Source organism: Streptomyces sp. NPDC055103 (assembly GCF_053607625.1).
In genome coordinates this window covers 1-23,438 of record NZ_JBSGTX010000047.1, presented here as the reverse complement: position 1 = coordinate 23,438, position 23,438 = coordinate 1, and the positions used below count along the sequence as shown (strand labels likewise).

Genomic DNA, 23,438 nt, shown 5'->3' with positions numbered 1-23,438 from the left:
TACGAGCCATGACAGCGCCGGAACCAGTCCCGGTCATTTCCGTCCGCGGAGCCACGGCGGCCCTCGGCGCCCGGCCCGTCCTCCGGGGCGTCGACCTCACCGTCCACCGCGGTGAGGTCGTCGCCCTGCTCGGCGCGAACGGCTCCGGCAAGTCCACCGCCGTCCGCTCCGTCATAGGCCAGGTGCCGCTGACCGGCGGCCGGATCGAGCTGTTCGGCACGGAGCAGAAGCGGTTCCGCGACTGGGCCCGCGTCGGCTACGTACCGCAGCGCACGACCGCGGCGAGCGGTGTCCCCGCCACGGTCCGCGAGGTCGTCTCCTCCGGCCGGCTCTCGCGCCGCAGGTTCGGCTGGACGACGAAGGAGGACGGGGCGGCCGTCGAGCGGGCCATGGAGCTGGTCGGTCTCGCCGACCGCGCCAAGGACTCCGTCACCGCGCTCTCCGGCGGCCAGCACCAACGCGTCCTGATCGCCCGCGCGCTCGCCTCCGAGCCCGAACTCCTGATCATGGACGAGCCGATGGCCGGTGTGGACATCGGCAGCCAGGAGATCCTCGCCGCGACCCTGCGCGAGCAGGTCGCCGGGGGCACCTCCGTCCTCCTCGTCCTGCACGAGCTGGGCCCCCTCGAACCGCTGATCGACCGCGCGGTCGTCCTCCGCGACGGCTGTGTCGTCCACGACGGCCCGCCGCCCGAGGCCCTCGGCCAGCACGCGCTGCCCGGCCACGACCACGTCCACCCCCACGCGGCCGACGAGCCGCTCCGCACGGGACTGCTGACCTGACCATGGACTTCCTCGAACCTGCCTTCATGCAGCGGGCGCTCCTCGCGGCCGTCCTCGTCGGCGTCACCGCCCCCGCCGTCGGCATCTACCTCGTCCAGCGCCGCCAGGCGCTGATGGGCGACGGCATCGGCCACGTCGCCATGACCGGTGTCGGCCTCGGCTTCCTGCTGAACTCCAGCCCGGTCTGGACGGCGACCCTCGTCGCCGTCGCGGGCTCCGTCGCGATGGAGCTGATCCGGGCGTACGGCAAGACCCGCGGCGACCTCGCGCTCGCCCTGCTCTTCTACGGCGGCATGGCCGGCGGCGTCCTGCTGATCAACCTGTCGCCGACCGGCTCCAACGCCAACCTGAGCTCGTACCTCTTCGGCTCGCTCTCCACGGTCTCCACCGAGGACGTGACGGCGATCAGCGTCCTGGCCGCCTTCGTGGTCCTGGTCACGGTCGGCCTGCGCAAGCAGCTCTTCGCGGTCAGCCAGGACGAGGAGTTCGCCCGGGTCACCGGCCTTCCGGTGCGCGCCCTGAACCTGCTGATCGCGGTCACGGCCGCGGTGACCGTCACGGTCGCCATGCGGGTCGTGGGCCTGCTGCTGGTCAGCGCGCTCATGGTGGTGCCGGTGGCGGCGGCCCAGCAGCTGTCGAAGTCGTTCCGCGCGACCTTCGTCCTCGCGGTGGCGACCGGCGTCACGGTCACCCTGGCGGGCACGGTCACCTCGTACTACCAGGACGTCCCGCCGGGCGCGACGATCGTCCTGTACGCGATCGGGATCTTCATCGTCCTCACCCTGCTCGCCACCCCGCTCGCCAAGCGGCGGGCCCGGGCCGCCGAGCAGGCGGCGGCGGACTGTGACGCCCGCTGCGTCCCCGCCACCAGGCACCCGAAGGACGATGTGAAGGTCTTCTGACCTCGGGCACACGGGGGACTGGCAGAATGGCGGGGGCAGACAAGCATTCTAGGAGGCCCTCGTGGTGACGGCAGGACCCCCCGTACGAGGCCGCTCGACCAAGCAGCGGGCCGCCGTGTCTGCGGCGCTGAACGAGGTGGACGAGTTCCGCAGCGCCCAGGAGCTGCACGACATGCTCAAGCACCGCGGCGACTCGGTCGGCCTCACCACCGTCTACCGCACGCTCCAGTCCCTCGCGGACGCGGGCGAGGTCGACGCGCTGCGGACGAGCGACGGCGAGACCGTCTACCGCCGCTGCTCGACCGGCGACCACCACCACCACCTGGTCTGCCGCGTCTGCGGCAAGGCCGTGGAGGTGGAGGGCCCGATGGTGGAGCAGTGGGCCGAGACGATCGCCTCGGAGCACGGCTTCGTGAACGTGGCGCACACGGTCGAGATCTTCGGCACGTGCGCGGAGTGCGCGGAGAAGTGACCGCGGAGAAGTAGCCGCGGAGAAGTAAGCCCGTACGCGTACGGGAGGGCCCGCACCGAATCGTTTCGGTGCGGGCCCTTCGCGTGTCGTCAGACGCGGCTGCTGTGCCGGTCCAGGAGCGCCCGGAGCCGCTCGGCGTCGGCCGGGTCGGCGAGGCCGTGCTTGGGCAGGTAGGCGAAGCCGGAGCCGGTCTTGCGGGGGGTGAGCAGGACGAAGAGCCGGTCGGTCTCCACGTACCGGGGCAGCAGCGCCCAGCGGACGGTGGTGTCGGTGTTCCGGGCGGTCCACCGGCCGCCGTCGGCGTCGACGACGGCCCGGGCCTCGCCGCCCTGGGCACGGGCGGACAGGAAGATGACCTGGGCGACGGCCCAGCCCATCAGCTGGATCACGAGGAGGGCGGCGACGCCGAGCCCCGTCATCTCGGCCACGATGCCCGCGTCCCGCTCGCCCGGGAGCAGCAGCTCCAGGGCGGCGACCAGGAGGGCGAGGACGGCGGCGCCGTACGCCAGCCACCGCAGCGCCCGCCACCAGCGGGCGGCCCCCAGGGTGACGCGTACCGCCTCGCGCACGTCCGCGAGGGCGACGGAGTAGGTGAGCTCGACCCGGTCATGGATCGTGGAGTCGTCCGATATCCCGTTCATCCGCCGGATCGTAGCGTCACCCCGTGACGGCCCACTCCTCAGGCCCTGCACCAGGCCTCCTCAGGCCTCCTCAGGCCTCGCCAGACCTTCTCGGGCCTCCTCAGCCCTTGTCGAGCACGGCCATGTCGGCCGGGTCGACGCCGCCGAAGCGGCGGTCGCGCTGGGCGTACTCGACGCAGGCCCGCCACAGGTCGCGGCGGTCGAAGTCGGGCCACAGCACGTCCTGGAACACCATCTCGGCGTACGCGCTCTGCCAGATCAGGTAGTTGGAGGTGCGCTGCTCGCCACTGGGCCGCAGGAAGAGGTCCACGTCCGGCATGTCCGGGTAGTAGAGGTACTTCTGGATGGTCTTCTCGGTGATCTTCGACGGTTCGAGCCGGCCCGCCTTCACGTCCTCGGCCATCGCCTGCGCCGCGTCCGTGAGCTCCGCGCGGCCGCCGTAGTTCATGCAGAAGTACAGCGTGAGCTTGGTGTTGTCCTTGGTCTGCTCCTGCGCGACCTGGAGCTCCTTGGCCACCGACTTCCACAGCTTGGGCATCCGGCCGACCCAGCGCACGCGGATGCCGAGCGCGTCGAGCTGGTCGCGGGTCTTGCGGATGAAGTCGCGGTTGAAGTTCATCAGGAAGCGCACCTCGTCGGGCGAGCGCTTCCAGTTCTCGGTGGAGAAGGCGTACAGCGAGATCGCCCCCACGCCCATCTCGATCGCGCCCTGGAGCACGTCGAGCACCTGCTCGGCGCCGACCTTGTGCCCCTCGGTGCGGGGCAGACCGCGCTCCTTGGCCCAGCGGCCGTTGCCGTCCATGACGATCGCGACGTGCTCCGGGACGAGCTCCGACTGGAGCTTCGGCGGGCGGGCGCCGGAGGGGTGCGGCTCAGGGGTGCTGTACTCCCGGCGCTGGCGACCGAGCAGTCGTGCGATGGCCATGACGTGGTCTCTCCTACCTAGCTTTTCTCTACGTACCGCAGGGAGCGCAGGCCGCGCTCCAGGTGCCAGTGCAGATAGGCGGACACGAGTCCGCTGCCCTCCCTGACGTGACGCGGCTCGCACGCGTCCGCCGTCGCCCAGTCGCCGGTGAGCAGCGCGCTGAGCAGGCCGATGGCCTCCGCAGAGGGTACGACGCTTCCGGGCACCCGGCAGTCGCCGCATATGACCCCGCCCGCCCCGACCGAGAAGAACCGGTTCGGGCCGTGGAGTCCGCATTTCGCACAGTCGTCGAAGCTGGGCGCGTAGCCGTTCACGGCGAGCGAGCGGAGGAGGAAGGCGTCGAGGATGAGGTGGGGCGCGTGCTCGCCCCGGGCGAGGGTCCGCAGCCCGCCCACCAGCAGCAGGTACTGCTGCACGGCGGGTTCGCCCTCGTGGTCGGTGAACCGTTCCGCCGTCTCCAGCATGGCCGTGCCGGCGGTGTACCGGGCGTAGTCGGTGACGATCCCGCTGCCGTACGCGGCGATGGTCTCGCTCTGCGTGCAGAGCGGCAGCCCGCGTCCGACCAGCTCACTCCCCCGGGCGAAGAACTGCACGTCCACGTGCGAGAACGGTTCGAGCCGCGCCCCGAACTTCGACTTGGTCCGCCGCACCCCGCGCGCGACGGCGCGTACGCGTCCGTGACCGCGTGTGAGGAGCGTGATGATGCGGTCCGCTTCACCCAGCTTCTGGGTGCGCAGCACGATGCCGTCGTCGCGGAACAGACTCATGGGCCCATTCTCCCGTACGGCGAAGGCGGACAGACCCGGGACGGGACGTTCCCTCACGGGGAGACGCAGGTCACATCCACCCGTGTCACAGGGGGGCGGGCTACCTCGTCTCAGGGGTTGTAGCAGGCCAGTGACCCACACCGAGGAGCACCCGATGGACGCGCGACTGAACCTCTTCACCAACCCCACCTTCGGCAAGGCCTTCAAGCACCTCATGGCGGCCGGCAAGGCGGTCAAGGAGTCGGCGGTCCCGGCGGCCACCCAGGAACTGGTCGCGCTGCGCGTGAGCCAGATCAACGGCTGCGCCGTCTGCATCGACATGCACACCAAGGACGCGGCCCACGCCGGCGAGACCGCGGTCCGGATCAACCTGGTGGCGGCCTGGCGGGAGGCCACGGTCTACACCGAGGCCGAGCGCGCCGCGCTGGAACTGGCCGAGGAGGGCACCCGGGTCGCCGACGCGGCCGGCGGCGTCAGCGACGAGGTCTGGGCGCGCGCCGCCCTCCACTACGACGAGGAGCAGCTCGCCGCCCTCGTCCTCCACATCGGCTTCATGAACCTGGCGAACCGCCTGAACGCCATCACCCGGCAGCCGGCGGGCGACTACGTGCCCGGCCAGTTCCACTGACGGAGACCCGGGCGTACGGTCCGGCAGGCGGGCGGCCGGACAGTCAGGCAGGGGGGCACGGGCCGGGTCGACCCGTTGATCCGGCCCGCCACCCGCCTGGATGATCATGAGGCCCGCCGCGCCTCGCGGACGTACGGGAACGGGGAGAGGAAGTCACCATGAGCAAGGTCGAGGAGTTCGAGGAGCTGCGACCGCTGCTGTTCTCGATCGCCTACCGGATCCTGGGCAGCGTCAGCGAGGCCGAGGACGCGGTGCAGGAGACGTGGCTGCGGTACGACGGCTCGTCGACCCTCCCCACGTCGGCCAAGGCCTTCCTGTCGACGACCGTCACCCGCCTCTCCATCGACGTCCTGCGCTCCGCGCGGGTCCGGCGCGAGGAGTACGTCGGCCCTTGGTTCCCCGAGCCCCTCCTCAGCGATCCGTACCAGGACCCGGCGCGTTCGGTGGAGCTGGCCGACTCGGTCTCCATGGCGGCACTGCTGCTCCTCGAACGGCTCAGCCCCCTGGAGCGGGCCGTCTTCCTCCTCCGGGAGGTCTTCGCCTTCGACTTCCAGGACATCGCCGAGGCGGTCGACCGCTCGGAGGCCGCCTGCCGTCAGCTGCTCGTACGCGCCCGGCGGCACATGCACGAAGGGCGCCCCCGTTTCGCCGCCGACCGCCAGGAACGGCAGCAGCTGGCGACCCGCTTCTTCGACGCGCTCAAGGACGGCGACGTGGGCGGACTCCAGGAGCTCCTGGCCGCCGACGTCCAGCTCGTCGGCGACGGCGGCGGCAAGGCCCCGAACTTCGCGAAGGCCATCGTGGGCACGGACAACGTCGCCCGGCTCCTGGCCTTCACCTTCCCCGCCCTGTTCGAGATCGACGTCACGTGCGAGCCGCGGGAGGTCAACGGCCAGCCCGGCGCGATCTACCGCGACCGCGACGGCAAGGTCCTCCACGCCTTCGTCCTCGACATCCTCGACGGACGGATCCAGACCATCCGCGCCGTCCTCAACCCCGACAAGCTCGGCCACCTCGGGCCGGTCGCCGACGCCTGGGCCGTCAACCGTGAGGTGAAGGAGGCCCGCCGGCGGATCGGCTGACCTTCACGCGGACGACGACGGAGCCCCGGGCGGGCACTTGGGGCTCCGCCGCCGGCGTGGACGAGGTGTCCGTAGAAGCGCTCGGTGACCGGCGCGTTCGGGTCACCGGCGAAGCCGTACGAGGTGGGCTGGGCCGCGGCGTCGTCACGGAGCTTTCCGGCCAAGAGGATCGCCACCGCCGGGTCGACGGCACCCGTGCCGTTCCCGGCGACCGCGGTGCTCCCGTCGGCCTGGACCCGGTCCACCCCGGGTCGGCAGCACCTGCCGGGTGGCCTGGACGGGCCAGTCCCGGGCCGAGTCCTCCAGGACGCCCACGTACCGCCCCTCCGCCTGGGCGGCCCGCCCCTCCGTCGCCCCGGCTCCCGTGAGCCCGCCCGCCGGCGACGCCACGGACGGCGGTTCACCCGAGCGGGCTCAGGGCTCACGGGCTCAGGGCACCTCGCCCCGGCTCCTGGCGTTGACGTGAGCCGTGGCGGCGCTCAGCCGCTCGGACGAGGTCGCCTCGCGTACGCCCTCCGGCTCCACGTCCCACTCGCGCCCGCCACCGAGCGGCCGGATCTGGACGTAGGGCCCTTCGTGGCCCATCACTCTCCCGACCCGTCCGGTACGGATCTCCACGACGTACGACCCGATCGGCAGTGTCATGTCCCGCTCTCCTCGCCCGGCAGTAGGGCGGCCGCGATGAGCCGTGCCGTTTCCGCCGTGCAGCATCCCAATTCGACGAGCGGCCTCGGAGGCTCGGCGGCGAGGGTGACGACGTCGAGCCCGAGCGAGGGAAGGGTGATTCCCGCCCTCGCGAGCGCCTCGCGCAATTCCGTCACTGCCTCTTGTGCGGCTTCGATGGCCCCCGTGGTCGTCTTCATGATGTCTTCCTTCACCAACGTATGCCTTTCTGAATCCATTTCCTGCTTCGCCTCTCCAGAGTGGGTCCGGATCCGTAGAATCGGCAGACGCGCAGGCCGTACAACTGCGGCGTAGGGTTGGGGAGTTAATCCATGGCCAAGGGCAAGCAGGACGAGACGTGGGAGTTCTTCGGGGAGCTCCTCAAGGAGCGCCGCGAGGCAGCGGGACTCTCGCAGGGCGAGCTGGGCGGACGCGTGTTCGTGTCCGGTGGATACATCGGACTGTTCGAGCAGGGAATTCGAAAGCCGCAGCTGGATGTGGCGCAGAGAATCGACGAGGTACTGCAAACCGGCGGTATTTTCGAACGTACGGTACGCAAACTCATCAACAAGTCGCCGTACGCGTCGTATTTCCACGAGGTGGCGGAGCTGGAGAGGGTGGCGACCCAGATCTGCGAGTTCGCCCCGCTGGTGGTGCCGGGCCTGATGCAGACGAGCGCGTACGCACGAGCGGTGACGCTGGCGGTGCATCCGTTCGCCACGGAGGAGTACATCGAGGAGAAAGTCGGCTCACGACTGGACCGGGCCCAGATCCTCAAGGACGCAACACGGCCCGAGTATTGGGTGATCCTGCACGAGCACGTACTCCTCACCCCGGTGGGCGGACCGGCCGTGATGGCAGAGGTCCTGGAGCACATCGCGACGCTCGTACGGGAGCGGGTGACCTTGGTGACGGTGCTACCGCGCTCGGCGGGCGCACACGCCCACATGACCGGCACGCTCAAGCTCATGGAGTTCGCGGACGCACCACCAACCGCTTATACGGAGACCGAGTATTCGGGAACGCTCCTCGATGATCCGGCTGTGGTGAAGCAGGCCCGGCGCACCTACGATCTGCTCAGGGTCGCCACGCTGTCGCCGGAGGCGTCCCTCGCACTGACCGAGTCGGCGGCGGAGGACTACAGACGATGCGCGCGTACGACCTGAGCAACGCCCATTGGTTCAAGAGCTCGTACAGCAACGGGTCCGGCGGCGACTGCGTCGAAGCCTCGTACGACTTCCCCGGTGTCGTCCCCGTCCGGGACAGCAAGGTCACCGACGGCCCCGTCCTGATCGTGCCCGCCGCCGCCTGGTCCGCGTTCGTCGCCGGTATCGCCGGCTGACGAGCGCCAGGGCGGGTCTGGACCCTGGGGCACGGCGGACAAGGGGTTCACCGGCCGTCGACCCGCCCTTACGATCACGCTCATGTCGATCTCCCCTTCCATACCCGTCGCCCAGGGTCGCGGGAAGACCTCCCTCCAATACGAGGGTGACGCCCTGCTCCTGACCCGCCGTCACGACGAGGTGCGCATCCCCCTGGCCGCGATCGCGCAGGTCCGCGCCGAAGGGCGTCGCCTGACGGTCGAGCTGACGGCAGCGCCCGGAGCGGCCTCGTACAAGCACCAGGTCGACGGGGTGAGTAAGGCGGCGGTCGCCATGTTCGCCGCGACCGTGAACGCCGCCCTGCCCGGGACGGCCGGGCGGGACACGGCGGCCGACGGGACCGCGCTCGTCGAGACGCGCGACCGGCACGTGAGCAGGCACCAGCGGAAGGTGCGGCTCATCAAGTGGTGGTCGACCGCCGCCTTCGGGGCGGTCGTCGCCCTGTGCGCGCTCGTCGCCGCCGCCGGAGAGCCGATGGCCATCCTCTTCTTCGTCCTCATCGGCCCGGTCGGGGCGGCGTCCTGTGTCGCGAGCGGCATGGCCCTGGCGAGCTGGTACCGGGAGGTGCGCCTGACGCGGCACGGCATCACGACCTTCGCGGCGGAGGTGCCGGAGAGGCCGGGGATGTACCTCTACGTGGACCCCGCGGGCGCGATCCGCCACGTGTTCACCTGGGCGGGCGGCATGGCCGTCAGGGTCAGCTACGATCCGCGGGACCCGGGGAACGTGATCCTCCCGAGGCGGGCGTTCCTGCGGCGCGGGGAGCTCTGCCTCGGCCTGTTCCTCGGCACCTTCGGGCTCGCCTCCTACGCCCTCCTGATCGGGATGACCGTCGAAGCGTTCCTCGGCACCCTCGACCTCTGAGAACCCCGCCTAGCCACACTTATGGAAGTCATAAGCTCGCCTTATGAGTCCATAGACCGGGCCCGGGTACCACTCCGCTCGTGTTGTTATTTAGGGTGACCTAAGTGTCGGCGGCTTCGCCGCCACCTCGCTTGCGAAGGGAAACCCGTCATGCCCCGCCCCCTCCGGGTCGCGATCGTCGGCGCCGGCCCCGCCGGAATCTACGCCGCCGATGCGCTGCTGAAGTCCGAGGCCGCCGCCGAACCGGGCGTGTCCATCGATCTCTTCGAGCGGATGCCGGCCCCCTTCGGTCTCATCCGCTACGGCGTCGCCCCCGACCACCCGCGGATCAAGGGCATCGTCAACGCCCTCCACCAGGTCCTCGACAAGCCGCAGGTCCGTCTCTTCGGCAACGTCGACTACGGCACCGACGTCCACCTGGACGACCTGCGCGCCTTCTACGACGCCGTGATCTTCTCGACCGGCGCCATGGCCGACCGCGAGCTCCGCATCCCCGGCGTCGAGCTCGACGGTTCGTACGGCGCCGCCGACTTCGCCTCCTGGTACGACGGCCACCCGGACGTCCCGCGCACCTGGCCCCTTGAGGCGGAGAAGGTCGCCGTCCTCGGCGTCGGAAACGTCGCCCTCGACATCGCCCGTATCCTCGCGAAGACCGGCGACGAGCTGCTCCCGACCGAGATCCCGGCGAACGTCTACGACGGTCTCAAGGTCAACAAGGCCGTCGAGATCCACGTCTTCGGCCGCCGTGGCCCGGCCCAGGCCAAGTTCAGCCCCATGGAGCTGCGCGAGCTGGACCACTCCCCCACCATCGAGGTCATCGTCAACCCCGAGGACATCGACTACGACGACGGCTCGATCGCCGAGCGGCGCAAGAACAAGCAGACCGACATGGTCGCCAAGACCCTGGAGAACTGGGCGATCCGCGACGTCGGCGACCGTCCGCACAAGCTCTTCCTGCACTTCTTCGAGTCGCCCGTCGAGATCCTCGGCGAGGACGGCAAGGTCGTCGGTCTCCGCACCGAGCGCACCGAGCTCGACGGCACCGGCAACGTCAAGGGCACCGGCGCCACCACGGACTGGGACGTCTCGGCCGTCTACCGCGCCGTCGGCTACCTCTCCGACGAGCTGCCCAAGCTCCCCTGGGACACCGCCACCGGCACCGTGCCGGACGAGGGCGGCCGGGTCATCGAGGAGACCGGCGAGCACATGGCCTCCACGTACTGCACCGGCTGGATCCGGCGCGGCCCCGTCGGCCTCATCGGCCACACCAAGGGCGACGCGAACGAGACCGTCGCGAACCTCCTGGACGACTTCGCGAACGGCCGTCTGCTGACGCCCGAGACCCCGGAGACGGACGCCGTCGTGTCCTTCCTGGAGGGCAAGGGCGTCACGTACACGACGTGGGAGGGCTGGTACGCCCTGGACGCCGCCGAGAAGGCGCTCGGCGAGCCGCAGGGCCGCGAGCGCGTGAAGATCGTCGAGCGCGAGGACATGCTGCGCGCGAGCGGCGCGATCCAGTAGTCCCACAGCCCGGTGATCCCGTAGCCCCGGTGATCCCGTAGTCGCACGCGCCTCCGCCTCTTCCCGGTCCTACTCTGAAAGGACCGGGAAGAGGCGAAGTCATGTCCGCACCCACACTGCACACCGCTCAGACGACCGCCGCCACGGCCGACGCCGTGCCCGACGCCGTCGAGCGCGCCCGGGACGCGGCCGGGCGGGAGTCCTGGGCCGAGGCGTACGCGCTGTTCCACGCCCAGGACCGGCACCCGTCCCGCGCGCTGACCGCCGACGACCTGTCCGTGCTCGCCGACGCCGCCTGGTGGTCGGGGCACATCGACGAGTCCGTCACCGCCCGCCTCCGCGCCCACGCCTCCTTCCTCGCGGCCGGTGACCACCGGGGCGCCGGGCTCGCCGCCTGGTGGCTGCACTTCGAGTACCGCAGCCTCGGGCGGCCCGCCGCGGCCGCCGGCTGGCTCCACCGGGCCCGGCACCACCTGGAGGACCTGCCGCCCTGCCCCGAGCAGTGCTTCCTCGCCTGGACGGACGCCGAGGAGGCCGAACAGCACGGCGACCGGGCCGGCGCCCTCGCCGCGACCCGCCGCATGACCCGGCTCGCCCTCCGCTCCGGCAGCCCCGACCTCGTCGCCCTCGGCCGCCAGGCCGAGTCCGCCGTCCTCCTCGCGAACGGCCGCAGGACGGAGGCCCTCGCCCTCCTCGACGACGCGATGTGCGCGGTCACCGCCGGCGAACTGAGCAGCGTGTTCACGGGCTGGTTGTACTGCCTGGCCCTCACCCAGTGCATGGAGGCGGCCGACTTCGGGCGGGCGGTCGAGTGGACGAACGCGGCGATGGAGTGGTGCGCGCCCCCGTGGACGGGCCGCCCGGCGGAAGCCGACGGTACGGAGACCATGGCCGCGCCCTCCGGTTCCGGCGAGAACCCCTTCCGGGGCGTCTGCCGGGCCCACCGCGTCGAGGTCCTCGACCTCCTCGGCACCTGGGCGCTCGCCGAGGAGGAGGCGCGGCAGGCGTGCCGCGAGGTGCCGGTGGACTGCCTGGAGGCGGCCGCCGCCGCGTTCTACGCCGCCGGGGACGTCCAGCGGCGCCAGGGCCGCCTCGACGAGGCCGCCACGTCGTACGCGCACGCCCATGAGCTGGGCCGGATCCCCCAGCCCGGGCTCGCGCTGCTGCGCCTCGCGCAGGGCCGGGCCGACGCGGCCGTCGCGGGCGTGGACCTCGCCCTGGCCTGCCAGGGCGACCCGCGCCACGACCTCCTGGGCCGCGCCCGCCTGCTCGCCGCCCGTACGGAGGTGGCGCTCGCCGTCCGGGACGTGCCGGGCGCCTCCCGGGCGGCGGCGGAGCTGGACGCGCTGGCCGGGGACGTACCGCTGCTGCGGGCGACGGCCGACACGGCGCGGGGCGCGGTCGCCCTGGCCGAGGCGCGGTCCGGCCCCGCGCTGCGGCTGCTGCGGCGGGCGCTCGCCGGGTGGCTGGAACTCCGCGTCCCGTACGAGGCCGCGCAGGTCCGGATGCTGCTCGCGGCGGCCGACCGGGCGGTGGGCGACGAGGAGGCGGCCCGTCTTGAGCTGGCCGCCGCGCGGGCGGTCTTCGAGCGGCTCGGCGCCGAACCGGACGCCCGGCGCGCGGCGGCGCTGCTCTCCGGCGGGAAGCGGCGGCGACTGCCGGGCGGGCTCACCGCCCGCGAGGCGGAGGTCCTGCGGCTGGTCGCCGGGGGCGGGACGAACAAGGACATCGCCCAGGCCCTCGTGATCAGCGAGCACACGGTCTCCCGGCACCTGAACAACATCTTCGCCAAGCTGGGCGTGAGCTCCCGCTCCGCCGCGACGGCCTACGCGTACGCCCACGACCTGGTCTGACACCACCCAAGGCCGCCGCCACCCTGACCCAGACCCGACGCGGCCCTGGTCTGACACCACTCCGGCCCGACGCCCCCACCGCAGCCCCTGGTGCGAACGGCCCACCCCCGCCGGCGGCCGGATGGGCGGTTCGGGCGATGCCCCGGCCGCCTCCCCCGGGCTACACCGGAAGCATGACCACCACGACCACCTCCCTGGACACGCTCCGCGGTGCCGTGCGCGGCACCGTCGTCACCCGCGGCGACCCGTCGTACGACGTCTCCCGCCGGGTCTACAACGGCCTGCACGACCGCCGCCCTGCCGTCGTCGTCCACGCCGCGGACGCCGGCGACGTCATCGCCGCGGTGCTGTACGCCCGTGAGCACTCCCTCCCGCTCGCCGTGCGCGGCGGTTCCCACTCGGTCGCCGGGTTCGGCACCGTGGACGACGGCCTCGTCGTCGACCTGTCCCGGATGCGGAGCGTCCGGGTCGACCCGGAGGCCCGTACGGCCCGGGCCGAGGGCGGCGCCACCTGGGGCGACTTCAACCACGCCACCCACGCCTTCGGGCTCGCCACCACCGGCGGGGTGATCTCCACGACCGGCATCGGCGGCCTGACCCTCGGCGGCGGCATGGGGCATCTGTCCCGCCGGTGCGGGCTGAGCTGCGACAACCTGATCGCGGCGGATGTCGTGACCGCCGAGGGCACGCTCGTCTCCTGCGACGCCGAGCGGCATCCGGACCTGTTCTGGGCGCTGCGCGGCGGCGGCGGGAACTTCGGGATCGCCGTGTCGCTCGCGTACCGGCTGCACCCGGTGTCGGACGTCTTCGGCGGTCTGACCTGCTACCCGCTCGGCCCGGACGTGGCCCGCGCCTGGCAGCGGATGAACGAGGACGCGCCGGTCGAGCTCAACACGATCCTCGTGATCGCGCTCGGCCCCGAGGAACCGTTCCTGCCGGAGCGCTGGCACGGCCGCCCGATCTGCGCGGCGTTCACCTGCTTCAGCGGCCCGGCGGCGGACGACGACAAGGTCCTCGCCCGGCTCGACGGGCTCGGCCCGGTCGTCGGCCGGTTCATGGAGCGGATGCCGTACCCGGTGATCAACACCGTCTTCGACGAGCAGCTGCCGCCGGGGCTCTTCCACTACTGGAAGGGCGCCTTCAGCCGCGACCTCACGGACGGGGCGATCGACGCGCACATGGCGTACGGCACGACGCTGCCGTCGATGGAGTCGGACACGGCGATCTTCCCGATCGACGGGGCCTGCCACGAGGTGGGACCGGAGGACACCGCCTTCGCCTACCGCGACGCCGTCTTCTCGCACTCCATCGGCGCGACCTGGGCGACCGGCGCGGCGGACACGGAGGCGAACATCGCCTGGACCCGCGCCTACGACAAGGCGCTGCGGCCGCACACCGAGCAGGGCGGATACGTGAACTTCATGGACACCGACGACCAGGACCGGGTGCGGGTCAACTACCGGCAGAACTTCGACCGGCTGCGTACGGTCAAGCGCCGGTACGACCCCGACAACGTGTTCCGGCTGAACCAGAACATCGCCCCCTGACGGGGGTCCTACGGCACCGTCCGCGCCGAGGCGAGGAGGCGGACGGTGTCGTCGGGCGCCAGCGCGAGCGCGTTCCCGACGGTCCCGAGGACCTCCATCTCGGTGGGGCTGTAGACCCCGTCGGCGAGGGCGATCCGGGCGGCCTGGAGCAGGATCGACTCCCGCCCGGCGGGCGCCAGGTGCGGGGTGAGCGGCCCCAGGGCCTCGTGGAGCTCGATCGCGAGGAGGCTGCCCTCGGGGTTCACCTCGGGCATGAAGCGCCCGGTGTCGGCCTCCAGGGCCTCGACGAGGTCGACGAGCTGGACGGCGGTGCACTCGGCGAAGCCGGCGGACCGGACCGCGGTCACGGCCCGGTCGAGGACCTCGCGGGAGTCGGTGCCGCCGGCCGCGAGCACGGCCAGGGCGACGGTGTGCACGCCGTCCCGCAGCATCGCTGAGAAGCGGCTCGTCGTCGGACGGTCGAGGACCTCCGTACCGAAGTGCGTGTGACAGGCCGCGCACTCGACGACGGGGCCCGTACAGCCCCGGGGCAGGACCGGGACGCCGAGGACGGCGAACCTGCGGCGGCCGGTGCGCCGCCGGTAGTTCCGGTCGCCGCCGCACTCCTCGCAGAAGAACTCGCCGTCTCCGACCGTGTTCCAGGAGGTACGGATTCCGCAGACGCCCACTTTCCCACCACGTGAATTTCGGGCAGAGCGCACACGCACCTCCTCAACGGCCCGGCTGCACTGCCGGCGTTGGCGTGATGTTAGCCACATCCTTGATGTGGCGTCAGCACCCCGTCAGCAGATCTCCATGGAGATGGCCGAGACACGACACCGTCCGCGCGGCCTCAGGAGGCGCGGCGGCGGCGCTTTGCGAAGGCCAGGAAGCCTCCGCCGACGAGGACGGCGGCCGCCGCGGCACCGATCGTGCCGGGTCCGATGGCCGAACCGGTCGTCGCGAGATCACCCTCCGGGGTGGCGGACGGAGCCGTCGAGGGCGCGGCCGGGGCGGTGGTGGCCTCGCCGGGGGTGCCCGGTCCCGCCGGGGTCTCGGGGGTGCCGGCGGGCGTCGACGGGGAGGCGCCGGGCGTCTCGGAGCCGCCCGGGGTCGCGGGGGCCGTGGGCGTACCGCCGCCCTCGCTCGGGGTGGGCCCGGGGGTCGCGGGCGGGGTGGGGACGGGCGTCTCGGTCGGCGTCGGCGGCTTCGGGGTGACGACCTCGCCCGGGGTCGTGACCTTCGGGAGGCAGCCGGTGAAGTTCATCTGGTGGGTCTCGGCGCCGGGGACGGTCGTCAGGGACTCGGCGATGACGGAGCCGTTGACGTGGCCGGGGCCGACGCTGTGGCCCTTCGCGTCGACACCGCCCATCTCGACCTCGGCGTTCGGCGCGAGGATCGTGCCAGGCCAGGAGGTGTAGTTCTTCTTCACGCTCTCGGCCTGCGGGAAGTTCCACAGGAGCCGGGAGCGGATCTGCCGGAACTCGTCGCTCGCCGGGGTGTAGTCGTCGATGACCGGAGCCGTGCCGTCCGCGCCCTGGTAGTAGACGCCGTAGGTGGCGGACGTGTTCATGTCGTACGAGGCGCCGAGGACGTTCACGAGGGTGGAGGAGCCGGCCGGGACCTTGAGCGTGATCGCGCGGGCCTTCTCCAGGTCGGCGGCGTCCACGGCGAACACGTTGAGCTCGGGGTCCGTACCGGTGAGGAAAAGGCCCTTGGAGTCCTTGTCGCCGGCGACCGTGCCGTTGGGCGCGGTGGCCGCCCAGCCGGTGGAGAGCGCGCGCAGGCTCGCGAACTCCTCGGCGAAGTCGACCGGGGAGGTCGGGGAGGCGCCCTCGGCGACCTTGTCGCCGTCCACGCCGAAGCCCTGGCCGGGGGTGGAGCGGTCGACGACCTTGCCGGCCGTGCCGGTGCCGCTGTCGAGGACGACCTGGTTCGCGTACAGCGTGCCGCCGACGACGAGGCTGTGGCCGCCGGGCAGCTTCGCGAGGTCGGCGCCGGTGAGCTTGTGGCCGATCGAGAAGCCCGAGGGCTGCTTCGGGTCGCCGAAGGTGGCGTCGCCGCCGACCGCGACCGCGCCCTCGGAGTCGGAGTGGCGGACGGAGTCCTTCTCGACGAACTCGGCGTAGAGGCCGGCCGTGCCGAGCGGATGCGCCGCGCACGACGTGGCGGGTGCGGCGGGCGTGGCGGAGACGGCGGGGGCCCAGGCGAGGGCGGTGCCGGTCACCGCGAGGACGGCGGCCACAGCAGCGGACGTGCGCATGCGAAACTCCAGGTCAGGGAGGTGCGAAGGGGGCGCGTGGGGGGAGTGTCCGAGGGGACGAGCCGACCTTCCGCCATTCCCCGATGTGCCGTCAACTCACCTGATATGACGCCGATTCCGGCATTGCGACATGATCTTCCTTAAGCGAACCTGAAACCGTGACGCACGTCACATGAGAGCGGGAAGTCGGAAGCGGAGAACAAAGCTGCCCCGCACCCTCCGGGAGGAAGGGTGCGGGGCAGCGGTCGTGCAGCGCGTCGGCGGTCCGGTGGATCAGCGGGCCGGCGGTCCGGTGGATCGGCGCGCCGAGCGGATCAGCGCGCGGAGCGGTTGACCGCCGAGATGACCGCCTTCAGGGAGGCGCGGGTCGTGTTGGCGTCGATGCCGATGCCCCACAGGACCTGACCGTCGATGGCGCACTCGATGTACGAGGCGGCCTGCGCGGAGGCGCCCTCGCTCATCGTGTGCTCCTGGTAGTCCAGCAGGCGGGCGTCCACGCCGATCGACTGCAGCGCGGCGAAGAACGCGGAGATCGGGCCGTTGCCGGAGCCGGTCAGCACGGTCTCGGCGCCGTCCACGACCGCCTCGACGGTCAGCGTGTCCGTGCCGTCGGTGTCGGAGGTGGTCTGGCCGGAGCGCAGCTGGATGCGCCCCCAGGCGTTCTCCGGGTTGGGCAGGTACTCGTCCTGGAAGACGGACCAGATCGCGGCCGGCGTGACCTCGCCGCCCTCGCTGTCGGTCTTCTGCTGGATGATCTTCGAGAACTCGATCTGCATCCGGCGGGGCAGGTCCAGCTTGTGGTCGTTCTTCAGGACGTACGCGATACCGCCCTTGCCGGACTGCGAGTTGACCCGGATGACGGCCTCGTAGGAGCGGCCGACGTCCTTCGGGTCGATCGGCAGGTACGGGACGGCCCACTCGATGTCGTCGACGGTGACGCCCTGGGCGGCCGCGTCGGCCTCCATCGCGTCGAAGCCCTTCTTGATGGCGTCCTGGTGGGAGCCGGAGAAGGCGGTGTAGACCAGGTCGCCCGCGTAGGGGTGGCGCGGGTGGACCTCCATCTGGTTGCAGTACTCGCTCGTGCGGCGGATCTCGTCGATCTGGGAGAAGTCGATCTGCGGGTCGACGCCCTGGCTGAACAGGTTCATGCCCAGGGTGACCAGGTCGACGTTTCCGGTGCGCTCGCCCTGACCGAACAGGCAGCCCTCGATGCGGTCCGCGCCCGCCATGATCGCCAGCTCGGCGGCCGCCACGGCCGTACCGCGGTCGTTGTGCGGGTGGACGGACAGGCAGACGTACTCACGGCGGGACAGGTTCCGGGACATCCACTCGAACCGGTCCGCGTGCGTGGACGGCGTCGAACGCTCCACGGTGGCGGGCAGGTTGAGGATGATCTCGCGGTCCGGGCCGGGCTGCCAGACGTCACAGACCGCCTCGCAGACCTCCAGGGCGAAGTCCAGCTCGGTGTCGGTGAAGATCTCGGGGCTGTACTGGTAGCCGAAGACCGTGCGCTCGTCGAGCAGCTTCTCGGCGTACTCCATCACCAGCCGGGTGCCGTCCACGGCGATCTGCTTGATCTGCTCCTTCGAGCCGCGGAAGACCACGCGACGGAAGGTGGGGGCGGTGGCGTTGTACAGGTGGACGGTGGCGCGCTTGGCGCCGACCAGGGACTCCACGGTCCGCTCGATCAGGTCCTCGCGGGCCTGGGTCAGTACGGAGATGGTGACGTCGTCCGGGATCGCGCCCTCTTCGATGATGGACCGCACGAACGCGAAGTCGGTCTCACCGGAGGACGGGAAGCCGACCTCGATCTCCTTGTAGCCCAGCCGGACCAGCAGGTCGAACATCTCTCGCTTGCGGGCCGGGGACATCGGGTCGATCAGGGCCTGGTTGCCGTCGCGCAGGTCGGTGGACAGCCAGCGGGGGGCCTTGGTGATGCGCTGCTCGGGCCAGGTGCGGTCGGGGATGACCACGGCCTCGTAGCGGCCGTACTTGTGGATCGGCATCCCGGACGGCTTCTGCAGCTGCGTCGCGTTGGTGACGGGCGTGGGGCGGCCGATGAAGGGGGACTGGCTCATTGCGTAGGGCTCCTCGGAATCCTGCGGGATGGCCGACTGATCGAACGCAACACCAGGTCCCGCGGGGAGGGGGTCGGCCTACGACTACAGGCCCTCGCCGCGGCGGCTAAGGAGAAGCAGCCCGAAACGCATGATGTGCCGCAGCCTAGCCCAGGGACGCCGCAGACGGACGTCCTCGTCCAGTATGCGGGACGGCTCGCGCGTCAAGACTGATCAGTGACACATCACTCCATATCGCCAATCCTCGTCGCATCCCGTGACAGTGGCATCACGTGGTGCCACATTGCAGGGATGACTCCCCACACGTCTCCCGGCACGTCTCCCCGCACGCCCGCCTTCTGCTCGATCGTCCCGCCGCACCTCCTGGAGCACCTGGCGCGCTCTTCGAACCCTGCCGTCGCCGCCGCCGCCCGCCGCACCCTCATCGCGGACGCCTCGGCCCGGGCGAGCCGGGTGCTGCCGCTGCCCGGCAGCGCGCCCACGCTCGCCCCCGCCGACGCGGGGCGGCCGCACCGCACCGTGTACGACTGCGAGCGCGGGACCGAGCTACCGGGCACGCGGGTCCGTGCCGAGGGCGAGGAGGCGATCGCCGACGCCACCGTCAACCGGGCGTACGCGGGCCTCGGCGCCACCTTCGACCTCTTCCTGAACGCCTTCGGGCGGGACTCGATCGACGGCTCCGGGCTGCCGCTGCTGGCCTCCGTCCACTACGACGAGAACTACGGCAACGCCTTCTGGAACGGCGAGCAGATGGTGTTCGGCGACGGCGACGACGAGATCTTCCTCGACTTCACGCTGCCCGTGGACGTCATCGGCCACGAGCTGGCCCACGGCTTCACCCAGCACACGGCGAACCTCGAGTACTTCAGCCAGTCCGGCGCGCTCAACGAGTCCGTCTCGGACGTCTTCGGCTCCCTCGTGAAGCAGTACGCCCTCGGGCAGCCCGCCGACCAGGCCGACTGGCTCATCGGCGAGGGCCTCTTCCACCCGAACGTGCAGGGCACGGCCCTGCGCTCGATGAAGGCCCCGGGCACCGCGTACGACGACGACGTCCTCGGCAAGGACCCGCAGCCCGGCCACATGGACGACTACGTCCGCACGAGCCGGGACAACGGCGGGGTGCACATCAACTCCGGCATCCCCAACCACGCCTTCTACCTGGCGGCGACCGAGCTCGGCGGCAACGCCTGGGAGCGGCCCGGGCAGATCTGGTACGACGTGATGACCGGCGGGACGCTCGCTCCCGAGACCCGGTTCTCCGAGTTCGCGGCGGCCACGGTGGCGGCGGCGAGGGCCCGGTACGGCGACGGGGAGGAGATCCAGGCGGTCCTGAAGGCCTGGTCGGCCGTCGGCGTGCCGACCGACTGACCCTGCTGGTAGACAGGTCCCATGCGGATTCGAGTGCGGCGCACGGGCGGTTTCGCGGGCATCGAGCGGTCGGCGGAGGTGGACACCGCCGACCCGGACCTGCGGTCCCTGGCGGGGGAGGTACTCGCCGGAGGCAGCGACACGTCCCGAGGCGTCCCGGACGGCTTCGCCTACGAGATCACCATCGACGGCACGACGATCCGCTGCTGCGACCCCCGCCTCACGGCCGCGCAGAGGACCCTCATCACGAGGGTCCTCAAGGAAGGCGCGTAACCGCTAGCGGGAGGCGCGGCGCCAGAACCTGTTCTGCCTGACCTTCAGGGACCAATGGGTGTCGGCACTGGTGAGCTGCACGAGCAGAGGCCCCTCGGGCAGGGGACGCGTGTCCCGGATGATCCTGCCCGCCTCGTTGGCGAGCAGGTGGCGGCGGCCGTCCGGCTCGTAGCCCTCCACGCAGATCCACTCATGGCCCAGCCTCGAGTGGAGCCGGGAGGTGAGCAGGCCGGCGGGGCCCGTGTGGAGCAGCACGTCGGAGCCCCGCCCCGTGGCGGAGCCGTCGAGGACCTCCAGGGTGCTCACCGGCCGGACGGCGATCGTCCACGAGGCGTCGGAGGTCGTCACGCGCAGGCGCAGCGGGGCCTTGCCGTCGTGGTGCATGCACCGGCGGCCCTCGTAGTCCTCAAGGGTCGTGTTCGCGAGCAGTGTGCCGCCGCCTTCGTCCTTCTCGTCGATGCAGCGCACGCTGAAGAAACTGTCGCCCTTCCGGGTCGCCTCGACGATGACGTATCCGGCCGGGATCGGCACGTCGACGGTGATGTCGGCCTTGCCCTCGCCACTGCGGACGAACTCCGGGAAGTCCTGTCCGAAGAGCTCGGCGTCCGACCGCGGACCGGTCCGCGGGGGTCGCTGTACGGGGACCCGCGGCGTTGTCCGTACGGAGGCGGCTCCGGCCCCGGCCTCGGCCTCCCTCACCTTGGCGAGGAGCTCCTCGGGAATGGCCTCCGGAGAGGCGTCGACGGAGGCGGTCTCGTCGTCGTGCGCGGCCTCCTCGTCGGAGGCGGCCTCCGGGTCCCTGCCCACGATGCCGAAGTCCTCGGCGAGGCCGACGAGGCCGGAGGCGTATCCCTGGCCCAGGGCGCGGAACTTCCACGCCCCGTCGCGCCGGTAGAACTCGCCGAGGAGGAACGCCGTCTCGGTGCTCGCGTCGTCGACCTCGTACAGCCCGAGCTGCTCGCCAGTGGCGGCGCTGACCGTCCGGATGTGGAGGCCCGGCACCTGGCCGAACGTCCCGTCCTCGCTGGACGCGGTGATCACGATGCGCTGGACGGCGGGCTCCACGCGCTCGGTGTCGATCTCCAGCCAGTCGGCGACCCGCCCTTCCCCGTCCCGCACCTGCTCCAGCAGGCGCACCGCGCCGGACGCGTGTGCGGGCTGGTTGTAGAAGACGAGGTCGCCGTCGCCCCTGACCCGGCCCTCGGCGTCGAGGAGCAGCGCCGAGGCGTCGACCTCAGGCACCCCGTCGCCGGCGGCCCGCCGGACGACCGCGACCCGCCACGCCTGCCCGGGGATTGGCAGGTTTCCCCCCTTGATGATCTGCGTCACCGCGTCATGCTGGCACGCGGCCGGGGGGAAGTCGACGGGTTCAGAAACCGAGCTTGCGCAGCTGCTTGGGGTCCCGCTGCCAGTCCTTCGCGACCTTCACGTGCAGGTCGAGGAAGACCGGCGTGCCGAGGAGGGCCTCGATGTGCTTGCGGGACTTCATGCCGACCTCCTTGAGGCGGCTGCCCTTCGGGCCGATGATGATGCCCTTCTGGCTGGGGCGCTCGATGTACACGTTGGCGTGGATGTCGAGCAGCGGCCGGTCCGCCGGGCGGTTCTCGCGGGGGATCATCTCCTCGACGACCACCGCGATCGAGTGCGGCAGCTCGTCCCGTACGCCTTCGAGCGCGGCCTCGCGGATCAGCTCCGCGACCATGACCTGCTCCGGCTCGTCCGTGAGGTCGCCCTCCGGGTAGAGCGGCGGGGACTCCGGCAGCAGCGGGATCAGCAGGTCGGCGACGAGCTGGACCTGCTTGTCGCCGACGGCCGAGACCGGGACGATCTCCTGCCACTCGAAGCCCAGCTCCTTGCCGAGCTGGTCGATGGCGATGAGCTGCTCGGCGAGCGTCTTGGAGTCGACCAGGTCGGTCTTGGTGATGACCGCGACCTTCGGGGTCTTCTTGATCGCGGCGAGTTCCTTGACGATGAACTTGTCGCCGGGGCCGAGCTTCTGGTCGGCGGGCAGGCAGAAGCCGATCACGTCGACCTCGGCCCAGGTGGTGCGCACGACGTCGTTGAGCCGCTCTCCGAGGAGGGTGCGCGGCTTGTGGAGGCCGGGGGTGTCGACCAGGATCAGCTGCGCGTCCGGGCGGTGCACGATGCCGCGGACGGTGTGCCGGGTGGTCTGCGGCCGGTTCGAGGTGATGGCCACCTTCTGGCCGACCAGAGCGTTCGTGAGGGTGGACTTGCCCGCGTTGGGGCGGCCGACGAAGCAGGCGAAGCCGGCCCGGTGGACGGCTTCGGATTCTTGGTTGCGAGCGCTCATGGGGGCCATTGTCCCCGATGAGCGCCCGCCTCACGTACTCAGGACGTGCTGAGGACGTCCTCGGACCGGTCCGAGGCCTCGCTCGGCGAGCCCTCAGGGCCGCTCAGGGCCCTGCGGCGGCGCATCCGGAGGCCGAGGAATCCGATCGCGGTCGCCACCAGGAGCGTCCCGCCGGCGAGCCAGGGCAGGGCGAGGAAGGACACCGCTCCGGTCTCCCTCACGTCCTTCGCGCTGGCCGTGAGGGTCACGTCGCCCCAGTCGAACTGAGGGGAGCCGCTCCACCGCTCGGTGAGCCGGATCTTCTGGCGGGGCAGCAGCTCGGCGGGGACCTTCGCCAGGTCGCGGTCGAGGAGGGTGCGGCCGAAGAGCCCCTCGGCCTTGAGGACGACCTTGGGGTTGAGCGTGACGTTACCCCGGTTGTGGAGGGTGTACGAGACGAGGGCGCTGCTCCCGCCGACACCGGGGACGAGCGGCCGGTCCTGGTCGAGGGTGACGTCCTCCACGGCGAGGGCCGGGACGGTCGGTCCGTTGACCCGGAGGTAGACACGGGCGCCGACCGCGCGCTGGACGCCCATGGCGACGGAGCCCTGCCCGCTCGGGCTGATCCGCTCGTCGAGGGCGACGAGGGCGCCCGGGTGGTCGCCGGGGTCGGCGTCGGCGGGGACGGTCAGGGTGTACGGGACGGTGACGGCGGAGCGCGGCGGGACGGTGACCCGGGACCGCTCGGGCTTGATCCAGGCCCCGGCCCCGGTCTGCTTCTCCTGCCGCGTGCGGATGGCGAAGCCGCCGTCCCTGTCGGTGTTGTAGGCGTCGGCGCCGTACAGCCGGAAGGTGAGCGGGGCGGCCGTCTTGTTGGTGACGGTGACGCGGTCGGTGAGCGAGGTGCCGGGGTCGACGGAGAGGTAGAAGTACGGGCGGCTGCCGGGCTCGGCGGCGGCCGGGTAGACGGCCCACTCGCCGTTCTCGGCGGCGGCCGCCTGCGGCGCGGCGCCGAGGAGCACGAGGAGCGCGCCCAGAAGGCTCAGGAGGAGGACGTACGGCTTGCTGCGCACAGTGCGGAGAACCCCCGGGTGCGGAGCGGGGCGGGGCGGGGGGGCCCCGCCCGCCCCCCCGGGGGGGGGGGCCCGGGGGGTTAAA

24 protein-coding genes are annotated in these 23,438 nt (G+C 71.6%); 13 read left to right on the top strand and 11 right to left on the bottom strand.

Annotated elements, in window-relative coordinates:
• Positions 1 to 8 precede the first annotated feature (8 nt).
• The 3 genes from ACWFR1_RS26710 to ACWFR1_RS26700 all read left to right on the top strand — a co-directional run bounded on the left by ACWFR1_RS26710 (position 9) and on the right by ACWFR1_RS26700 (position 2,156).
• Entirely contained in the window at positions 9 to 782 is a 774-nt protein-coding gene (locus ACWFR1_RS26710) for a metal ABC transporter ATP-binding protein (RefSeq protein WP_453555320.1), read from the top strand.
• A gap of 2 nt (positions 783 to 784) precedes the next feature.
• Positions 785 to 1,684, top strand: a complete 900-nt coding sequence (locus ACWFR1_RS26705) for a metal ABC transporter permease (RefSeq protein WP_453555318.1) — start codon at positions 785 to 787, stop codon at positions 1,682 to 1,684.
• A 61-nt stretch (positions 1,685 to 1,745) separates the two neighbouring features.
• Positions 1,746 to 2,156: a Fur family transcriptional regulator gene (locus ACWFR1_RS26700; RefSeq protein ID WP_351815067.1), complete on the top strand. Its 411-nt coding sequence runs from the start codon at positions 1,746 to 1,748 to the stop codon at positions 2,154 to 2,156.
• An 89-nt stretch (positions 2,157 to 2,245) separates the two neighbouring features.
• Here ACWFR1_RS26700 and ACWFR1_RS26695 read toward each other — a convergent pair whose 3' ends face one another.
• The 3 genes from ACWFR1_RS26695 to recO form a co-directional block, all read right to left on the bottom strand.
• On the bottom strand, positions 2,246 to 2,797 hold the full coding sequence (locus ACWFR1_RS26695; protein WP_453555316.1) for a YcxB family protein: 552 nt from the start codon (positions 2,795 to 2,797) through the stop codon (positions 2,246 to 2,248).
• Between the two features lie 100 nt (positions 2,798 to 2,897).
• Positions 2,898 to 3,722 carry an isoprenyl transferase gene (locus ACWFR1_RS26690; protein WP_453555314.1) on the bottom strand — a complete coding sequence of 275 codons (825 nt, stop codon included), beginning with the start codon at positions 3,720 to 3,722 and terminating at the stop codon, positions 2,898 to 2,900.
• Positions 3,723 to 3,739: 17 nt separating this feature from the next.
• Positions 3,740 to 4,489, bottom strand: a complete 750-nt coding sequence (recO, locus tag ACWFR1_RS26685) for a DNA repair protein RecO (protein ID WP_384558814.1) — start codon at positions 4,487 to 4,489, stop codon at positions 3,740 to 3,742.
• 154 nt (positions 4,490 to 4,643) lie between these two features.
• Between recO and ACWFR1_RS26680 the strand changes: the two genes are divergently transcribed.
• Both ACWFR1_RS26680 and ACWFR1_RS26675 read left to right on the top strand, forming a co-directional pair.
• Positions 4,644 to 5,117 (top strand): carboxymuconolactone decarboxylase family protein, encoded by a 474-nt coding sequence (locus ACWFR1_RS26680; protein WP_453555311.1) that lies wholly within the window; start codon positions 4,644 to 4,646, stop codon positions 5,115 to 5,117.
• A gap of 158 nt (positions 5,118 to 5,275) precedes the next feature.
• A complete protein-coding gene (locus ACWFR1_RS26675) occupies positions 5,276 to 6,199 on the top strand; it encodes an RNA polymerase sigma-70 factor (RefSeq protein ID WP_453555309.1) in 924 nt (307 codons plus the stop codon).
• 429 nt (positions 6,200 to 6,628) lie between these two features.
• Here ACWFR1_RS26675 and ACWFR1_RS26670 read toward each other — a convergent pair whose 3' ends face one another.
• Both ACWFR1_RS26670 and ACWFR1_RS26665 read right to left on the bottom strand, forming a co-directional pair.
• The gene (locus ACWFR1_RS26670) at positions 6,629 to 6,844 is read right to left on the bottom strand and encodes a hypothetical protein (RefSeq protein WP_055643552.1); all 216 of its coding nucleotides are present in this window, start codon (positions 6,842 to 6,844) and stop codon (positions 6,629 to 6,631) included.
• A complete protein-coding gene (locus ACWFR1_RS26665; protein WP_453555307.1) occupies positions 6,841 to 7,062 on the bottom strand; it encodes a hypothetical protein in 222 nt (73 codons plus the stop codon). The genes ACWFR1_RS26670 and ACWFR1_RS26665 overlap by 4 nt, the downstream gene beginning before the upstream one ends.
• Positions 7,063 to 7,194: 132 nt before the next feature.
• On the opposite strand from ACWFR1_RS26665, the gene ACWFR1_RS26660 reads away from it, so the two are divergent.
• From ACWFR1_RS26660 to ACWFR1_RS26635, 6 genes are all read left to right on the top strand, one after another.
• Positions 7,195 to 8,028, top strand: coding sequence for a helix-turn-helix domain-containing protein (locus ACWFR1_RS26660; protein ID WP_453555305.1), 834 nt, complete (start codon positions 7,195 to 7,197; stop codon positions 8,026 to 8,028).
• Entirely contained in the window at positions 8,010 to 8,204 is a 195-nt protein-coding gene (locus tag ACWFR1_RS26655; protein WP_453555303.1) for a DUF397 domain-containing protein, read from the top strand. The genes ACWFR1_RS26660 and ACWFR1_RS26655 overlap by 19 nt, the downstream gene beginning before the upstream one ends.
• A gap of 82 nt (positions 8,205 to 8,286) precedes the next feature.
• Positions 8,287 to 9,108 carry a hypothetical protein gene (locus tag ACWFR1_RS26650; protein ID WP_453555301.1) on the top strand — a complete coding sequence of 274 codons (822 nt, stop codon included), beginning with the start codon at positions 8,287 to 8,289 and terminating at the stop codon, positions 9,106 to 9,108.
• Between the two features lie 150 nt (positions 9,109 to 9,258).
• Complete coding sequence (locus ACWFR1_RS26645) at positions 9,259 to 10,629, top strand: FAD-dependent oxidoreductase (protein WP_453555299.1); 1,371 nt, start codon at positions 9,259 to 9,261, stop codon at positions 10,627 to 10,629.
• Between the two features lie 101 nt (positions 10,630 to 10,730).
• Positions 10,731 to 12,482 carry a LuxR C-terminal-related transcriptional regulator gene (locus ACWFR1_RS26640; RefSeq protein ID WP_453555297.1) on the top strand — a complete coding sequence of 584 codons (1,752 nt, stop codon included), beginning with the start codon at positions 10,731 to 10,733 and terminating at the stop codon, positions 12,480 to 12,482.
• A gap of 173 nt (positions 12,483 to 12,655) precedes the next feature.
• Positions 12,656 to 14,029 carry an FAD-binding oxidoreductase gene (locus ACWFR1_RS26635; RefSeq protein ID WP_453555295.1) on the top strand — a complete coding sequence of 458 codons (1,374 nt, stop codon included), beginning with the start codon at positions 12,656 to 12,658 and terminating at the stop codon, positions 14,027 to 14,029.
• Between the two features lie 8 nt (positions 14,030 to 14,037).
• Here ACWFR1_RS26635 and ACWFR1_RS26630 read toward each other — a convergent pair whose 3' ends face one another.
• From ACWFR1_RS26630 to leuA, 3 genes are all read right to left on the bottom strand, one after another.
• A complete protein-coding gene (locus ACWFR1_RS26630) occupies positions 14,038 to 14,730 on the bottom strand; it encodes a TerB family tellurite resistance protein (protein ID WP_453555293.1) in 693 nt (230 codons plus the stop codon).
• 131 nt (positions 14,731 to 14,861) lie between these two features.
• The gene (locus ACWFR1_RS26625) at positions 14,862 to 16,271 is read right to left on the bottom strand and encodes a choice-of-anchor A family protein (RefSeq protein WP_453555291.1); all 1,410 of its coding nucleotides are present in this window, start codon (positions 16,269 to 16,271) and stop codon (positions 14,862 to 14,864) included.
• A 314-nt stretch (positions 16,272 to 16,585) separates the two neighbouring features.
• A complete protein-coding gene (gene leuA, locus ACWFR1_RS26620) occupies positions 16,586 to 18,349 on the bottom strand; it encodes a 2-isopropylmalate synthase (protein WP_453555289.1) in 1,764 nt (587 codons plus the stop codon).
• Positions 18,350 to 18,640: 291 nt separating this feature from the next.
• Here leuA and ACWFR1_RS26615 point away from each other — a divergent pair, with 291 nt between their 5' ends.
• Positions 18,641 to 19,717 (top strand): M4 family metallopeptidase, encoded by a 1,077-nt coding sequence (locus tag ACWFR1_RS26615; RefSeq protein WP_453555287.1) that lies wholly within the window; start codon positions 18,641 to 18,643, stop codon positions 19,715 to 19,717.
• Between the two features lie 21 nt (positions 19,718 to 19,738).
• Positions 19,739 to 19,990 (top strand): protealysin inhibitor emfourin, encoded by a 252-nt coding sequence (locus ACWFR1_RS26610; RefSeq protein WP_453555285.1) that lies wholly within the window; start codon positions 19,739 to 19,741, stop codon positions 19,988 to 19,990.
• A gap of 3 nt (positions 19,991 to 19,993) precedes the next feature.
• On the opposite strand, the gene ACWFR1_RS26605 is transcribed toward ACWFR1_RS26610, so the two are convergent.
• The 3 genes from ACWFR1_RS26605 to ACWFR1_RS26595 are packed head-to-tail and all read right to left on the bottom strand — an operon-like array spanning position 19,994 to position 23,353.
• On the bottom strand, positions 19,994 to 21,319 hold the full coding sequence (locus tag ACWFR1_RS26605; RefSeq protein WP_453555283.1) for a TerD family protein: 1,326 nt from the start codon (positions 21,317 to 21,319) through the stop codon (positions 19,994 to 19,996).
• Positions 21,320 to 21,359: 40 nt separating this feature from the next.
• Entirely contained in the window at positions 21,360 to 22,310 is a 951-nt protein-coding gene (gene era, locus ACWFR1_RS26600; RefSeq protein WP_453555281.1) for a GTPase Era, read from the bottom strand.
• A 29-nt stretch (positions 22,311 to 22,339) separates the two neighbouring features.
• Positions 22,340 to 23,353, bottom strand: a complete 1,014-nt coding sequence (locus ACWFR1_RS26595; RefSeq protein ID WP_453555279.1) for a WxL protein peptidoglycan domain-containing protein — start codon at positions 23,351 to 23,353, stop codon at positions 22,340 to 22,342.
• Between the last annotated feature and the right edge of the window lie 85 nt (positions 23,354 to 23,438).

What these genes read in the sequence shown, in the direction of transcription:
- ACWFR1_RS26635 (WP_453555295.1), top strand. Translation starts at nt 12,656, where the DNA reads ATGACCACCACGACCACCTCCCTGGACACGCTCCGCGGTGCCGTGCGC.
- ACWFR1_RS26645 (WP_453555299.1), top strand. Translation starts at nt 9,259, where the DNA reads ATGCCCCGCCCCCTCCGGGTCGCGATCGTCGGCGCCGGCCCCGCCGGA.
- ACWFR1_RS26710 (WP_453555320.1), top strand. Translation starts at nt 9, where the DNA reads ATGACAGCGCCGGAACCAGTCCCGGTCATTTCCGTCCGCGGAGCCACG.
- ACWFR1_RS26615 (WP_453555287.1), top strand. Translation starts at nt 18,641, where the DNA reads ATGACTCCCCACACGTCTCCCGGCACGTCTCCCCGCACGCCCGCCTTC.
- ACWFR1_RS26695 (WP_453555316.1), bottom strand. Translation starts at nt 2,797, where the DNA reads ATGAACGGGATATCGGACGACTCCACGATCCATGACCGGGTCGAGCTC.
- ACWFR1_RS26670 (WP_055643552.1), bottom strand. Translation starts at nt 6,844, where the DNA reads ATGACACTGCCGATCGGGTCGTACGTCGTGGAGATCCGTACCGGACGG.
- ACWFR1_RS26705 (WP_453555318.1), top strand. Translation starts at nt 785, where the DNA reads ATGGACTTCCTCGAACCTGCCTTCATGCAGCGGGCGCTCCTCGCGGCC.
- recO (WP_384558814.1), bottom strand. Translation starts at nt 4,489, where the DNA reads ATGAGTCTGTTCCGCGACGACGGCATCGTGCTGCGCACCCAGAAGCTG.
- leuA (WP_453555289.1), bottom strand. Translation starts at nt 18,349, where the DNA reads ATGAGCCAGTCCCCCTTCATCGGCCGCCCCACGCCCGTCACCAACGCG.
- ACWFR1_RS26610 (WP_453555285.1), top strand. Translation starts at nt 19,739, where the DNA reads ATGCGGATTCGAGTGCGGCGCACGGGCGGTTTCGCGGGCATCGAGCGG.
- ACWFR1_RS26655 (WP_453555303.1), top strand. Translation starts at nt 8,010, where the DNA reads ATGCGCGCGTACGACCTGAGCAACGCCCATTGGTTCAAGAGCTCGTAC.
- ACWFR1_RS26640 (WP_453555297.1), top strand. Translation starts at nt 10,731, where the DNA reads ATGTCCGCACCCACACTGCACACCGCTCAGACGACCGCCGCCACGGCC.
- era (WP_453555281.1), bottom strand. Translation starts at nt 22,310, where the DNA reads ATGGCCCCCATGAGCGCTCGCAACCAAGAATCCGAAGCCGTCCACCGG.
- ACWFR1_RS26680 (WP_453555311.1), top strand. Translation starts at nt 4,644, where the DNA reads ATGGACGCGCGACTGAACCTCTTCACCAACCCCACCTTCGGCAAGGCC.
- ACWFR1_RS26675 (WP_453555309.1), top strand. Translation starts at nt 5,276, where the DNA reads ATGAGCAAGGTCGAGGAGTTCGAGGAGCTGCGACCGCTGCTGTTCTCG.
- ACWFR1_RS26625 (WP_453555291.1), bottom strand. Translation starts at nt 16,271, where the DNA reads ATGCGCACGTCCGCTGCTGTGGCCGCCGTCCTCGCGGTGACCGGCACC.
- ACWFR1_RS26660 (WP_453555305.1), top strand. Translation starts at nt 7,195, where the DNA reads ATGGCCAAGGGCAAGCAGGACGAGACGTGGGAGTTCTTCGGGGAGCTC.
- ACWFR1_RS26690 (WP_453555314.1), bottom strand. Translation starts at nt 3,722, where the DNA reads ATGGCCATCGCACGACTGCTCGGTCGCCAGCGCCGGGAGTACAGCACC.
- ACWFR1_RS26665 (WP_453555307.1), bottom strand. Translation starts at nt 7,062, where the DNA reads ATGAAGACGACCACGGGGGCCATCGAAGCCGCACAAGAGGCAGTGACG.
- ACWFR1_RS26650 (WP_453555301.1), top strand. Translation starts at nt 8,287, where the DNA reads ATGTCGATCTCCCCTTCCATACCCGTCGCCCAGGGTCGCGGGAAGACC.